At 63.5% G+C, this 13,927-nt stretch carries 17 protein-coding genes; 12 read left to right on the plus strand and 5 right to left on the minus strand.

The genetic code is table 11. The features are described from left to right. Positions 1–9 precede the first annotated feature (9 nt). The 5 genes from V6766_RS12240 to V6766_RS12260 all read right to left on the minus strand — a co-directional run bounded on the left by V6766_RS12240 (position 10) and on the right by V6766_RS12260 (position 5,140). The gene (locus V6766_RS12240; protein ID WP_448466793.1) at positions 10–774 is read right to left on the minus strand and encodes an ABC transporter ATP-binding protein; all 765 of its coding nucleotides are present in this window, start codon (positions 772–774) and stop codon (positions 10–12) included. After that, complete coding sequence (locus V6766_RS12245; RefSeq protein ID WP_448466795.1) at positions 771–1,538, minus strand: ABC transporter ATP-binding protein; 768 nt, start codon at positions 1,536–1,538, stop codon at positions 771–773. The genes V6766_RS12240 and V6766_RS12245 overlap by 4 nt, the downstream gene beginning before the upstream one ends. A gap of 4 nt (positions 1,539–1,542) precedes the next feature. Continuing rightward, positions 1,543–2,691, minus strand: a complete 1,149-nt coding sequence (locus tag V6766_RS12250) for a branched-chain amino acid ABC transporter permease (RefSeq protein WP_448466797.1) — start codon at positions 2,689–2,691, stop codon at positions 1,543–1,545. A gap of 6 nt (positions 2,692–2,697) precedes the next feature. Next, the gene (locus V6766_RS12255; RefSeq protein ID WP_448466799.1) at positions 2,698–3,714 is read right to left on the minus strand and encodes a branched-chain amino acid ABC transporter permease; all 1,017 of its coding nucleotides are present in this window, start codon (positions 3,712–3,714) and stop codon (positions 2,698–2,700) included. A 76-nt stretch (positions 3,715–3,790) separates the two neighbouring features. Further along, positions 3,791–5,140, minus strand: a complete 1,350-nt coding sequence (locus V6766_RS12260) for a substrate-binding protein (RefSeq protein WP_448466801.1) — start codon at positions 5,138–5,140, stop codon at positions 3,791–3,793. Positions 5,141–5,368: 228 nt separating this feature from the next. Between V6766_RS12260 and V6766_RS12265 the strand changes: the two genes are divergently transcribed. The 12 genes from V6766_RS12265 to V6766_RS12320 all read left to right on the plus strand — a co-directional run bounded on the left by V6766_RS12265 (position 5,369) and on the right by V6766_RS12320 (position 13,910). Further along, complete coding sequence (locus V6766_RS12265) at positions 5,369–5,842, plus strand: YcgN family cysteine cluster protein (protein WP_448429798.1); 474 nt, start codon at positions 5,369–5,371, stop codon at positions 5,840–5,842. 317 nt (positions 5,843–6,159) lie between these two features. Beyond that, on the plus strand, positions 6,160–6,639 hold the full coding sequence (locus tag V6766_RS12270; RefSeq protein ID WP_448466803.1) for a hypothetical protein: 480 nt from the start codon (positions 6,160–6,162) through the stop codon (positions 6,637–6,639). After that, complete coding sequence (locus V6766_RS12275; protein WP_448466805.1) at positions 6,614–7,876, plus strand: DNA-packaging protein; 1,263 nt, start codon at positions 6,614–6,616, stop codon at positions 7,874–7,876. Before V6766_RS12270 ends, V6766_RS12275 begins: the two co-directional genes overlap by 26 nt. A gap of 59 nt (positions 7,877–7,935) precedes the next feature. Continuing rightward, positions 7,936–8,253: a Dabb family protein gene (locus V6766_RS12280; protein WP_230718955.1), complete on the plus strand. Its 318-nt coding sequence runs from the start codon at positions 7,936–7,938 to the stop codon at positions 8,251–8,253. Positions 8,254–8,485: 232 nt separating this feature from the next. Further along, complete coding sequence (locus V6766_RS12285) at positions 8,486–9,646, plus strand: phage portal protein (protein ID WP_448466807.1); 1,161 nt, start codon at positions 8,486–8,488, stop codon at positions 9,644–9,646. A 29-nt stretch (positions 9,647–9,675) separates the two neighbouring features. After that, a complete protein-coding gene (locus V6766_RS12290) occupies positions 9,676–10,362 on the plus strand; it encodes an HK97 family phage prohead protease (protein ID WP_448466809.1) in 687 nt (228 codons plus the stop codon). Positions 10,363–10,431: 69 nt separating this feature from the next. Next, positions 10,432–11,670 (plus strand): phage major capsid protein, encoded by a 1,239-nt coding sequence (locus V6766_RS12295; protein WP_448466811.1) that lies wholly within the window; start codon positions 10,432–10,434, stop codon positions 11,668–11,670. 142 nt (positions 11,671–11,812) lie between these two features. Beyond that, positions 11,813–12,379, plus strand: coding sequence for a head-tail connector protein (locus tag V6766_RS12300; protein WP_448466813.1), 567 nt, complete (start codon positions 11,813–11,815; stop codon positions 12,377–12,379). Further along, complete coding sequence (locus tag V6766_RS12305; protein ID WP_448466815.1) at positions 12,379–12,708, plus strand: phage head closure protein; 330 nt, start codon at positions 12,379–12,381, stop codon at positions 12,706–12,708. Before V6766_RS12300 ends, V6766_RS12305 begins: the two co-directional genes overlap by 1 nt. After that, positions 12,705–13,112, plus strand: a complete 408-nt coding sequence (locus V6766_RS12310) for a DUF3168 domain-containing protein (protein ID WP_448466817.1) — start codon at positions 12,705–12,707, stop codon at positions 13,110–13,112. Before V6766_RS12305 ends, V6766_RS12310 begins: the two co-directional genes overlap by 4 nt. A 34-nt stretch (positions 13,113–13,146) precedes the next feature. Next, entirely contained in the window at positions 13,147–13,557 is a 411-nt protein-coding gene (locus V6766_RS12315) for a phage major tail protein, TP901-1 family (RefSeq protein ID WP_448466819.1), read from the plus strand. After that, the gene (locus tag V6766_RS12320; RefSeq protein WP_448466821.1) at positions 13,554–13,910 is read left to right on the plus strand and encodes a gene transfer agent family protein; all 357 of its coding nucleotides are present in this window, start codon (positions 13,554–13,556) and stop codon (positions 13,908–13,910) included. The genes V6766_RS12315 and V6766_RS12320 overlap by 4 nt, the downstream gene beginning before the upstream one ends. Positions 13,911–13,927: the final 17 nt, after the last annotated feature.

Genomic DNA, 13,927 nt, shown 5'->3' on the forward strand with positions numbered 1-13,927 from the left:
ACAAGAAAATCAGATCGCCAGATATTCCTCGCGCAGTTCGGCGTTGTCGAGCACTTCGGCGGCGGTGCCGGAGAAGACGATCTGGCCGGTGTCCATGATGACCGCCTTGTCGGAGAGGCGAAGGGCTGCGACCGCGTTCTGCTCCACGATGATGGTGGTGATGCCGAGGTCGCGGATTTGCCGGACGATGCTTTCGATCTCGTGGACGATCACCGGTGCGAGGCCCTCATAGGGCTCGTCGAGGAACAGGATCTTGATTTCGCGGGCAAGCGCGCGGGCGACGGCCAGCATCTGCTGCTCGCCGCCGGACATGGTGACGGCGTCCTGCCTGCGGCGCTCGGCGAGGCGCGGGAAATGATCGTAGATCTTTTCGATGGTCCAGCCCTTTTCGCCGGAGACCTGGGCGAGGACGAGGTTCTCCTCGACCGTGAGGCCACCGATGATGCGGCGGTCCTCCGGCACGAGCTGCGCGCCCATCTTGGCGGCCTCGAAGGCGCGCTTGTTGTGCAGCGATTCGCCATCGAGCCAGATTTCACCGCTCTTCAGGGCCGGATTGTCGAGGCGGGCGAGGGTGCGCAGCGTGCTGGTCTTGCCGGCGCCGTTGCGGCCGAGGAGGGACAGCACCTCGCCCTTGGCGATATCGAAGGAAACGCCCTGAACGATGTAGCTTTCGCCGTACCAGGCGTGAATGTCGCGGACGCTGAAGAATGCATCGCCCTTTTCGGTGGCCATCCGGTTTTGCTCCTCGCGGACATTGTTGCTGTGCATGTTCATGCCTCGGTCTCCCCGAGATAGGCTTCCTTGACCTTCGGGTTCCCGCGCACCTCATCGGGTGAACCTTCGGCGATGATCCGGCCCTGTGCAAGCACCGATATCCTGTCGGCGAGGGAGAACACGACATGCATGTCGTGCTCGATGATAACCTTGGTCATGCCGCGGGCCTTGATGCGCTGAAGCAGTTCGATGGTGCGGTTGGTGTCGTGACGGGCCATGCCGGCGGTGGGTTCGTCGAGAAGCAGCAGCTTGGGCTTCTGGATCAGGCACATGGCAAGCTCCAGCCGGCGCTTGTCGCCTCGCGACAGCGAGCCCGCCTCGTGATGGCGACGGGGGGCAAGTCCGATATCCTCCAGAATGAATTCGGCCTCCTCGCGCACCTCGTTCTCGCCGGCAAGGGCGCGGATGGCGTTCAGCTTGAACGCGCCGTCGCGGCGGGCGAAGGCGGGGATCATGACGTTTTCGATCAGCGTCAGGTCCGGGAAGATTTCCGGCGTCTGGAACACGCGCGAGACGCCCATCTGGTTGATCTCGTGGGGCGCGTGGCTGGTCAGCGTCTGGCCGTCGAAGACGACCTTGCCGTGGGTCGGCTTCAGCCGGCCGATACAGACATTGAGCAGGGTGGACTTGCCGGCCCCGTTGGGGCCGATGATGGCGTGAACCTTGCCGCTTTCGACCTCGAGATTGACATCGGAGAGCGCGCGCAGGCCACCGAAGCTCTTGTGGACGTCGTCGACGTGAAGGACGATGTTGTTGTCGGCCATGGTGCTACTCCGCGGGCTGGACTTCGGCGACGGATTGTTCCTCCGCCTTGCCGGTGCCGCCGCCGCCAAAGCGGGCGCGGACACGTTTGACGCCTTCCATGATGCCGCCGGGCAGGAAGATGACGATGGCCATGAAGATCAGGCCGAGCGTTAGGTGCCAGCCCTCGCCGACGAACAGCGACAGGATCTTGACCAGCGGGGTCTCGAGCGTGTCCGGCAGGAGGGAGAAGGTCTGGTGCAGGGCCTGCTCGTTGAAGGACGAGAAGATGTTTTCGAAATATTTGATGACGACGGCGCCGATGACCGGGCCGACCAGCGTGCCGACGCCGCCGAGAATGGTCATCAGCACGACCTCGCCCGAAGCCGTCCACTGCATGCGTTCGGCGCCTGCAAGCGGATCGGTGACGGCCATCAGCGCGCCGGCAAGGCCGGCGAACATGCCGGAGATGATGAAGGCGGATCGGAGATAAGGCCGCGTGTTGAAGCCGGTATACATCATCCGGTTCTGGTTCGACTTCACCGCCTTCAGCATCATGCCGAAGGGCGAGCGGAAGATGCGGATGGTGAGATAGAAACAGATCAAAAGGGCTATGGCGCAAAAATAGAAGCCGCCATAACCCTGGAGCTGGATGCCGAAGAAATCGGGCGAGGGCAGGCCGGCCCCGGCTTCGAAGAACATCCGGTCGAGGATGCGCGGATCATTGTGCGAAAGCTGCAGGCCGGTCTCGCCGTTGGTGATTGGTGTCAGCACCGAATAGGCGAGGTTGTAGCTCATCTGGGCGAAGGCGAGCGTCAGGATCGAGAAATAGATGCCCGAGCGCCGGAGCGTGACGTAGCCGATGACGGCGGCGAACAGGCCGGAACAGATCATCGCGAAGATGATCGCCGGGATCGCGTTCATCGTCAGAAGCTTGAACGACCAGACGGCGGCATAGGAGCCGACGCCGAGAAAGGCGGCGTGACCGAAGGAGAGATAGCCCGTCAGCCCGAACAGGATGTTGAAGCCGATGGCGAAAATGCCGAAGATCGCGAACTTCTGCAGGAGCGCCGGATAGGCGGCGCCGAGCGGCATGAACAGGATGGGCGCGGCAAGCACGATGGCCGAGAAGATGGCAAACAGCAGCCAGTCATTGCGGGAAAGATTGGCGAACATGCGGGTCTAGTCCTCCATCACGCCGCGGCGGCCCATGAGCCCGCGCGGCATGGTCAAGAGAATGATGACGGCGACGAGGTAGATGATGACCTGGTCTATGCCGGGGATGATGGCTTTCACCTCGTTCATCGAGGCGAAGGATTGCAGGATCCCGAGCGTGAAGCCGGCAATAATAGCACCGGGCAGCGAGCCCATGCCGCCGACCACGACCACGACGAAGCTGAGGACAAGGAAATCCATGCCGAGGTGGTAGTTCGGCGGCAGGATCGGCGTGTACATCACGCCCGCAAGCCCTGCGACCACGGCGGCGATGCCGAAGACGACGGTGAAGCGCTTCTCGATGTCGATGCCGAGCAGGCCGACGGTCTCGCGATCACGCATGCCGGCGCGGACCACCATGCCGTAGGTGGTGAATTGCAAAAAGGCGAAGACGGCTCCGATGATAAGGAGCGCCGTCAGGAAATAGATCAGGCGCCACCAGGGATAGACGATGAAGGCATCGGCCATGCCGATCCATGCGCCGACATTGGCGGTGCCGGCGAAGACGGCGGGAGCGGATTGCGGGATCGGGTTGGCGCCGAAAATCTGCTTGATGATCTCCTGCAACACGATCGCCAAGCCGAAGGTGACGAGAATCTGGTCGGCGTGGGGGCGCTTGTAGAAGAACCGGATCAGGCCGCGTTCCATGACAAGCCCGAAGAGCAGCATGACCGGGATCGCCAGCAGGATGGAAAGCGGCACGGACCAGTTGATGATCGTGGCCCCGACATCGCCGAAAGCGTATTCCATGTAGGGGATGGCGCGGGGCGCGAACAGCGCGCCTTCTTCCTTGGGCGGCTGGATTGGCCAGGAGATCAGCGCGTTGAAGGCGACGGCGCAGAACGCGCCGAGCATGAACAGCGCCCCATGGGCGAAATTGACCACGCCGAGCGTGCCGAAGACCAAAGTGAGGCCAAGCGCGATCAGCGAATAGGCCGCGCCCTTGTCCAGACCGTTCAGAATTTGAATGATGATGGCGTCCATTACCCGCTATCCGCTGTTTCGATGCGCGGGACCGGGCGCGGATCTGGCGCCTGGTCCGTTGTTCATCTGGCCGAGATCAGCACTGCTTGGCCGTATCGGGGCCGAGCTCGCCGCCGAAGATCGACGGGTCGTAATCGACCTGCGAGCGCGGCACGACTTCGACCACCTTGAGGAGGTCGTACTCGTTCTGCGGGTCCGGGTTACCGCGCACGACCAGGCAATCCTTCATGCACTGGTGGTCGGCGGCGCGGTAAAGCGTCGGGCCATTGCCGAGACCGTCAAACTCGAAGCCTTCCAGCGCCTTGATGACTTCCGGTGCGAAGAAGGTGCCCGCGCGTTCCACGGCATCGGCGTAGAGCAGGGCCTGGACGTAGCAGGTCTGGGCGGCCTGGGACGGCGGGAAGCCGTATTCGGCGCCGAAGGACTGGACGAAGGCCTTGGTGCCGTCATTGTCTAGCGACCACAGCCAGTTGGCCGAGCCGAGGATGTTCTCGGCGGCGGAGCCCGCGCCCTTGGCCATCAGGTCGGAGAACAGCGGCACGACGATCTCGAAGTTCTTGCCGTTGGCCTGCTTGTCCTTGAGACCGAACTGCACGGCTTGGGTCAGCGAATTGACCATGTCGCCGCCGTAGTGGTTGAGAATCAGGACATCCGCGCCGGAATTGAGAACCGGGGTGATGTACTGCGAGAAGTCGCCCGCGCCGACGGGGGTCTTGACCGTCTGGACAGTTTCCCAGCCGAGCGCCTCGGTGGCGTTCTTCATCGACTCCTCCTGGGTCCAGCCCCAAGTATAGTCGGCGGTGAGGTGATAGGCGCGGCGGTCCTTGCCATATTCCTTCGCGAGGACGGGGCCGAGCGCTTCGCCCGACTGATAGGCGTTGAAGAAGTGGCGGAAGCCGTAACGGCGCTTGTCCTTGCCGGTGGTGTCGTTGGAATGGGTGAGGCCCGCCATGAAGATGACGCCCATGTCCTGGCAGAGGCTCTGCACGGCAATGGCGACGCCCGAGGACGAACCGCCGGTGATCATCACCGCGCCGTCCTTCTCGATCATGCGCTTGGCGCCGTCGCGGGCGGCATCCGACTTGGTCTGAGTGTCGCCGGTGACATAGTCGACCTTCTTGCCGAGAATGCCGTTGCCCTTCAGCGTCTTAGAGGAGAAGGTCGACAGCATGCCGCCATCGCCTTCGCCGTTCAGATGCTTGGCGGCGAGCTGGAGGGCCTTCAACTCGTCGAGGCCTTCATCGGCATAGGGGCCGGTCTGGGGCACGTTGAAGCCGAGCACGACATTGCTGCCGGTCGGCATGTTGCAGGACATCTTGTCCTGGGCATAGGCGCCGCGGACGAAATGCATGGGTGCGGCGAGCGTGATGCCGGCGGCCGCGCCCGCTCTCAGCAGGCTGCGCCGGTTCATGATAAAGCGAGACATTCAGACTCCTCCCAAGTCGTGAAAAGGGCTGCGCTCTCCTCAGCGCAGAAGCGCTCATCCTCCGGAGCGCATGGGGTGATGCTAGCAAGCGGGCAAATTGTCGCAATTGACCGATAGTGATAAGACCTTTGTTTAAGTCAGTAATTACTTACCTGATGTCCGGCCTGATGCGGGTTGAAGCGCGACCGCGATGCGCGCATATAGGCGGTTCGGCGAAAAGGAAGACCAATGGCTGACAAGGCGGACGAACCCTTCTGGCGGGTAAAGCGGCTCGAAGAGATGGACAATCGCGAATGGGAAGCCCTTTGCGATGGTTGCGGGCTGTGCTGTCTGAACAAGCTGGAGGACTGGGAGACGGGAGAGGTGGCCTTCACCTCGGTCGCCTGTCGGCTGCTGGACGGGCATAGCTGTCAGTGTTCGGATTACGAGCACCGGCAGAAGACGGTGCCGGAATGCATTCAGCTCGACATGGAGGGCGTGCGGGAAATACCCTGGCTGCCGCCGACCTGCGCCTATCGGCTGATCCATGAGGGACGCGACCTCTACTGGTGGCATTACCTGGTTTCCGGAGACCGCGAGACGGTGCATCAGGCCGGGATTTCCGCGCGCGACAAGACCATCAGCGAAATGAAGGTAGCGGTGGAGGACTACGAGGACTACCTGATCGAATGGCCGGTTCTGACGGGAGAGAAGACGGGATGAGGCCTTCCCCCAAAATTACAAGATAAGAAAAAATACCTATTATAGGAAAATAATCCTTGACGGCGTAACGGTGCTTTGGTAGCTTCTGTCTACGGTCGGGAATTTGCGGGTTTGACCCTGCGTCGCCTTCCCGCCCGATTCAGCCGTCACTCAGACTGGAGCGGTTCCGCTTTTCCTCGTATCGCGGAACCGCTCTATCTTTTTTGACCTTCTGCGAGCCGGTGACGGCTCCATCCGGATTTGTTGCCGCCCGGTTTCGACCGGGCTTTTTTATGGTCGAACGGCCTCTCTCGCGAGAAGCCGGAAGGAGCTTCATTGTGGCTGACCATGAGTCATTCGATATCTCGCTATTCGGGCTGTGGCCGCGCAACCCCCGCTATGAAGGCGGGGCGGGGCGAACGGAGGCTGGCTATCACTTCATCGAGCCGAAGACCCGGCGCGGCGGCGATGATGACATGCGGCTGCTCCTGAACGACCTGACGGCGGAGATGCGGGCGCAGTTCGCTTTCTTCAAGCGGTTGCGCATGCGGGCGGTGAAGCGGGGCAACCAGGGCGATGACGGCGATGCGCGCGCCGAGGTGAAGGCGGCGACCGACGCGATCGCGCTGATCATCCGCACGCTGGAAAAGGCCGACGAGTTACAGCGGCGGCTGGCGGCCAGCCGCATGGACGAGGAAGAGCGCCAACTGAATTTCAGGGATTACGACAATGCCAAAGCCCATTTCCTCGACCTCATCGAAAAGCGGGCCGAGGAACTGGCGGAACGGAAGCTTGCTGAACGCGAGCGGGCCGGCTGATCCGTTTCAATACGCCGCCTTCCTTGCCAAGGAGTGGCGGTTTCTGGCGCGGCCCGAGCAATTGCCGCCGCCCGCCGACTGGCGGACATGGCTGCTGATGGGCGGGCGCGGCTCTGGCAAGACGCGGGCCGGGGCGGAATGGGTGCATGACCTAGCGATTGCTCAGGGTGACACGAGCGAGTTGCGGATCGCGCTGGTGGCGGAGACGCTCGGCGATGCCCGCGAGGTGATGATCGACGGGGTTTCCGGGATCTGCCGGATGGCACGGCGGATGAAGCCGGATTTCGAGATCACGCGACGGCGGCTGGTGTGGCCGAATGGCGCGATGGCCTATCTGTTTTCCTCCGAGGATCCGGAGGCGCTGCGCGGGCCGCAGTTTCACTTTGCCTGGTGTGATGAACTGGCGAAGTGGCGCTACGGCCAGGAATGCTGGGATATGTTGCAATTCGGGCTGCGGCTCGGACAATCGCCGCGGCAGATGGTGACGACGACGCCGCGCGCGGTGCCGCTGTTGAAGCGGTTGATGGCCGAAGACGACACGGTGGTGGCCCGAATTTCGACGGCGGATAATCGCGCCAATCTGGCGCCGGGCTTCATCAAGGCGCTTTCCAGCCGCTATGGCGGGACGCGGCTTGGGCGGCAGGAGCTTGACGGCGAGCTGATAGAGGATCGCGAGGATGCGCTGTGGCGGCGCTCCGATCTGGATGCGCTTGTCGCCCGGCGGGCGATGGCGACCGGGCGGATCGTGGTGGCGGTTGATCCGCCGGCGGGATCGGGACGCAATTCGGTCTGCGGCATTGTGGTTGCTGGCGGGATGGAAAATGGCGGGGCGCTGGTGCTGGCCGATTGTTCGGTCGAGGGCGGTTCGCCGGCGCAATGGGCGCGGGCGGTGGTGGAAGCCTATCGGCGCTTCGATGCCGACCGGGTGGTGGCCGAGATCAACCAGGGCGGCGATATGGTGACGGCGATGCTGCGCAGCGTCGACGAACGGCTGCCGGTCTCGACGGTTAGGGCCAAGCGCGGCAAGTTTCTGCGCGCCGAGCCGGTGGCCGCACTTTATGAGCAGGGGCGGGTACGCCATGCCGGGCATTTTGCCAGGCTGGTTGACCAGATGTGCGATTTCGGGCCGGACGGGTTATCTGCGGGCCGGTCTCCCGACCGGCTGGATGCGCTGGTCTGGGCGCTGACGGCGCTGCTGCTGGAGGGCGACGGGATGCCGCGCGTGCGCGGCGTATAGCGACTTGCGCGCCGCAATCGCCAGTGCTAGCAGAAGCCCGAACAGCGCAGAGGTCTGGCATGATACGACATATCGTTTTCTTCTCGGTTCCCGAAGGCGGGGACGCGGATGCGATCGAGACCGGGCTTTCGATGCTGACCGAAAACCCGCATGCAAGCGTGCTGGAAATCGGGCGCAATACCCGTAGCGACCTTTATGACGAACAGGTCGATTTCGTCGTCTATGGCGAGTTCGAGGACGAGGCGGCGCTGGCGGCCTATCGGGCGCATCCAATCTATCAGAAGTCGACGGCGACGGTGCGGCCATTGCGCGAGATGCGGATGGCGGCGGATTACGATACCGACAAGGCGGTGAAGACGTCGCGATTTGTGGGGTAGCTGTTGGGGCGCCGTGGGTGGTTCGTCCCGGTAGGTTTTTCGTACGGATAGACTCCCCCCTCACTGCCCCTTTCGGGGCATCTCTCCCCTCCGGGGCGAGAAGATTTGGGGGCTTTGCGGTGGTGCCGGTGCGATAGTCGGCGCTTCGATAGCTGGCGGCCTGCCGCTTTTGTAGTTTTCAAAGCTCCGGTTTTCCGGGGCTTTTTTCGTTTTGAAAACAGAGAGGTGTGGCATGAAGATGCCCTTTCATCTGCCGGGACGGCGTCCGGCGGACGTGGTTTCCGCGTCCGAGAAAAAGGCGACGCCGGTGACGCTTTCGGCGCTTTCGATCAGCGGAGAGGCGCGGTGGACGGGGCGGTCCTATGCCGCGCTGTCGCGCGAGGGCTTCATGAGGAACCCGGTGGCCCACCGCGCGGTGCGGCTGATTGCCGAGGCCGCGGCGGCGATGCCCTGGCAGCTTTTCGAGGACGGGGCGCTGGTTTCCGACCATCCGCTACTGGCGCTTTTAAAGCGACCGAATGGGCGGATGAGCGGGTCGGATTTCTTCGAGGCGCTGTTCGGTCATCTGCTGCTTTCCGGCAATGCCTATGTCGAGCCGATCCTGGTTGGCGAGACGTTGCGCGAGCTGCATTTGCTGCGGCCCGACCGGGTGCGGATCATCGAGGGGCGGGACGGATGGCCGGAAGCTTATGAATATCGGATCGGCGCGCATGTGAGCAGGTTTGCGGCCGAGGGCGACGGCCTGACGGTGCTGCATATGCGGCTGTTTCATCCGCTCGATGATCATTCCGGGCTTTCGCCGCTGGCTGCGGCGCAGATGGCGCTCGATCTGCACAATGCGTCGTCGGTCTGGAACAAGGCATTGCTCGATAATTCCGCACGGCCGTCGGGCGCGCTGGTCTATCAGCCGAAGGATGGCGGGAACCTGACCGAGGAGCAGTATGAGCGGCTGAAACAGGAGCTGGAGGATGGCTATGCCGGTCCGGTGCGTGCCGGCCGTCCACTGCTGCTGGAAGGCGGGCTCGACTGGAAGGCGATGGGGCTGACGCCGCGCGACATGGATTTCACCGAGGCCCGCAACGGCGCGGCGCGCGATATCGCGCTCGCAATCGGGGTGCCGCCGATGATGCTCGGGATCCCCGGCGACAACACCTATTCCAATTACCAGGAGGCGAACCGGGCATTTTACCGGCTGACGGTGTTGCCGCTGATTGCGAGGACTGCCGCGGCGCTGACGAGCTGGCTCGCGCCGGTTTACGGCGCGGGGCTGAAGCTCGAGGTCGATCTCGACCAGGTGTCGGCCCTTTCGGCGGAGCGCGATGCTCTGTGGACGCGGGTGTCCGGGGCCGATTTTCTCTCCGACGAGGAGAAGCGCGAGGCTGTCGGCTACTAAAAATGGCTGGCGAATTTCAAGGAGTGGATATGGGCGAGAACACCATGCTGGCCGATGAACTGAAATATGCCGACCTGTCGCTGACCGACCTTGCGGGCGACGGTTCGTTTTCGGGCTATGCGAGCCTTTTCGGCGAGGTCGACCTCGGCAAGGACATGATCGAACGCGGGGCGTTTTCGCGCTCGCTGCAGAAGCGCGGCGCGGGCGGGGTGCGGATGCTGTTCCAGCACGATCCGTGCGAGCCGATCGGGACGTGGACGAAGATCCGCGAGGACGGGCGCGGGCTTTATGTCGAGGGCGTGCTTTCCGCCGATGTGGCACGTGCCCGCGAGGTCCACGCGCTGATGAAGGCGGGCGGGCTCGACGGACTTTCGATCGGTTTCCAGACGGTGCGGGCGCGGACGGATGCGAAATCCGGCGTGCGCCGGGTGCTGGAGGCCGATTTGTGGGAAATATCGATCGTCACCTTTCCGATGCTGCCTTCGGCGCGGATCGCGAATGTGAAGCAGGCGGGCGATATCTTTCCGACGATCAGAGAATTCGAGCGATGGCTGACGCGGGATGCCGGCCTCTCCCGAAAGGCGGCGCGCCGGTTTCTGGCCGGCGGCTATGACGCGCTTGTTGGCAGGCAGGATGCGGCCAATGGCGCAGACGGGGCGGATGACGACCGGCTTCTCGGCCTGCTGCGGCAGGCGCGCCGGATGATGACGCCCTGACACCCACAGGCGGGCCGGTTGCCACAGGCGACGCCCGCATTCCAACGATATTTGCGAGAGGACAGGATTATGACCATGTCTCAGATGAAGGTTGCGCCGGAGATCAAGAGCGCGCCGATCAATCAGGCTTTCGAGGACTTCATGTCGAGTTTCGAGGCCTTCAAGGAAGCCAATGACCGCCGGCTTGGCGAAATCGAGAGCAAGATGGGCGAGGATGCGGTGACCCGTGAAAAGGTCGACCGCATCAACCGCGCCATGGACGCCCAGTCGCGGCTGATTGACGAGATGCAGCTGAAGAAGGCACGTCCTTCGCTTGGCCGCTCGACCAGCCTTGCGGCGAGCGAGCACAAGGCGGCGTTCGAGAATTATATCCGCCGCGGCGACGAGCAGGGGCTGCGCGCCCTCGAGGCCAAGGCGATTTCGACGACTGAGAGCGATGGCGGCTATCTGGTGCCGGATGAGACCGATACCGAGATCGGCCGCCGGCTGACGGCGGTTTCGCCGATCCGGCAGTTGGCGACGGTGCGCCAGGTTTCCGGAGCGGTGCTGAAGAAGCCGTTCATCGCCTCGGGCTTTACCGCCGGATGGGTGGGCGAGATCGCCGACCGTGACCAGACCGCGACGCCGGACATTTCCGAGCTTTCCTTCCCGACGATGGAGCTTTACGCGATGCCGGCGGCGAGCGCCTCGCTGCTGGACGATGCGGCGGTGGATGTCGAGAGCTGGATTGCGAGCGAAATCGACATCGCCTTTGCCGAGCAGGAGAGTGCTGCCTTCATCAACGGCAATACGTCGACCATGCCGAAGGGTTTCCTGAGCTACACCAATGTGGCTGACAGCGCCTGGGAATGGGGCAAGATCGGCTATGTCGCCACGGGCGCGGATGGCGCTTTCAAGGCGGCCGATCCTTCCGACACGCTGATCGAGACGATCTATTCGCTGAAGGCGGCGCACCGCCAGAACGCGCATTTCGTGATGAACCGGAAGACGCAGGGCGTCATCCGCAAGTTCAAGGACGATGACGGCAATTATCTGTGGCAGCCGCCGGCCGGTCTTGGCCAGTCCGCTTCGCTCATGGGCTTTCCGGTGACCGAGGCCGAGGACATGCCGGACATCGCGACCGACGAGACGGCGATTGCCTTTGGCGACTTTGCCGCCGGCTATCTGGTTGTCGACCGCACCGGGGTGCGGGTACTGCGCGACCCCTATTCGGCCAAGCCCTATGTGCTGTTCTACACCACCAAGCGCGTTGGCGGCGGGGTGCAGAATTTCGAGGCGATCAAGCTGATCAAGTTCGGCGAGGCGTGAGGTCGGTCGTTTCTGCCGGGCAGGTCGACTGGCCTGGGTCCTCGGGTCAAGCCCGGGGATGACCCGGCAGGAGACGAGAATTGAGACAGGACAGCCCCGGCGCTTGCGTCGGGGCTTTTTCGTTGCCGGAGGAATTTTGACGATGAGCTATGCCCTGATAACGCCGCCCGCGGAAGAGCCGGTGAGCCTTGGCGAGGCCAAGGCGTTTCTGCGCCTCGATGGTAGCGAGGAAGATGATTTTGTAGCGGCGCTGATTGTGGCCGCGCGGGAATATCTGGAAAGCGTGAGTGGTCTGGCGCTGGTGAGCCAGACGTGGCGGCTCTACCGCGATGCCTGGCCGACGAGCGGCATGATTTCGCTGGCGCATGGGCCGGTGCAGAGCGTCGATGCGGTGACGGCGTATGATGCCGATGGCGAGGCGACCGTCGTGGCGCTCGACGGCGGACGGCTTGATGGGCGGGCGCGGCCGGCGCGGTTCTACCTGCCCGGCATGGGCGGATGGCGGGCCGGCGTCAACGGCATCGAAGTAGAGTTTACATCGGGTTTCGGGACTGCAGCCGATGTGCCGGAGGTCGCGAGACAGGCAATTCTGCGCCATGTGGCGCACATGTTCGTGTTTCGCGGCGCGATCGGGCCCGATCAGCAGCCGGCTGGAACGCCCGACGATTATGACCGGCTGATTGCGCCGCTCAAGGCATGGAGGCTTTGATGCGCACGTTGGATCCGGGGACGTTTTCGGCAAGGCTTCAGCTGATGGCGCCGACATTCACACCGGACGGGCAGGGGGGCGCGACCGAAAGTTGGTCGGAGGTCGCAAAGCTCTGGGCGCGGGTCGAGCCGGTCTCGATTGCCTTCGATGAGGAAGCCAATGGCGAGGTTGTTCGCCTGACCCATGAGGTCTGGATGCGGATGCGGACGGATTTGATGCCGGGGATGCGGCTCACGCGTGGCGGGCGGGTGTTCAAGATCAATGGCTGGCGCGATCCCGACGAGACCGGGCGCTATCTGGTCTGCCGATGCGGGGAGATTACGCCATGAGCTCAACTGAAAACGCGCTTCTTGCGGCAATCCATGCGGTGCTTTCCGGCGATAGCGAATTGACGGGGTTGATCGGCGCGGATGCGATCTTCGACCGGCTGCTGAGCCGACCGCGACTGCCCGCCATCGTCTTCGGCGAATGCGTTACCACCGATGATTCGACGGTGGATGGCAAGCTGTTCGAGCATGCGCTGACGATCGAGATCTGGTCGGAGGCGCATGGGCGCAAGGCATTGCAGGAGATCGAGGCGCGGGTGCGGGCGCTACTCGACGATCAGGCGCTGTCGCTTGCCGGTGCGACGCTTGTCAATCTTGCGCATCGTTCAACCAGGGTGAAGCGGGTGACGCGCACCGGCTATTTCCTCGCCGAGATGCGCTTTCGCGCGGTGACCGAACCGGCGTGAGCCGCCGATTTTCAGACAGACAACGGAGAGTTCCATGACGGCCCAGAAAGGCAAGGACCTGCTTTTGAAACTGCATAATGGCAGCGGGTATGAAACCGTCGCCGGCCTGAGGTCGCGGCGGCTGGCGTTCAACGCGGAGACGGTGGACATCACCGATTCCGAAAGCGCGGGACGCTGGCGCGAGCTGCTGGCCGGCGCCGGCGTTCAGCGGGCGTCGATGACGGCGTCCGGGATATTCAAGGATCAGGCATCCGACGAGACCGTGCGTGCGGCGTTTTTCTCCGCCGCGCTGGTGGAGGCGCAGATCGTGGTTCCGGGCTTCGGCGTGATTGCCGGTCCGTTCCAGATTTCGGCGCTCGAATATAGCGGCCAGCACAACGGCGAGGTTCAGTTCGAGATCGCGCTGGAATCGGGCGGGGCCGTAAGCTTCGGAGCGGCGGTATGAGCCGCGGCGGTGGAAGGGCGAACCGCCATCGCGGCGAGGTGGAGGCGGTCTTCGATGGCGAGCGGCGGATATTGTGCCTGACGCTGGGGGCGCTGGCGGAACTTGAGACTGCGTTTGCGGCCAATGGCCTCGCTGATCTCGGCAGCCGGCTTTCCTCGGGCGGGCTCAAGGCGCGCGATCTGATCGCGATCATCGGCGCCGGGCTTCGCGGCGGCGGCAACGCGATCGATGACGAGGAGGTGGCCGCGATGGGCATGGAAGGCGGCGTCGCGGCCTATGCAAGCCTTGTCGGCGAACTTCTGACCGTGACGTTTACGGGAGGGGAGACCTCGAAAGAGGCGGACCCTTCCTAGCCGCAGCGGCAGAGCCC

This window comes from Martelella sp. AMO21009 (assembly GCF_053484295.1).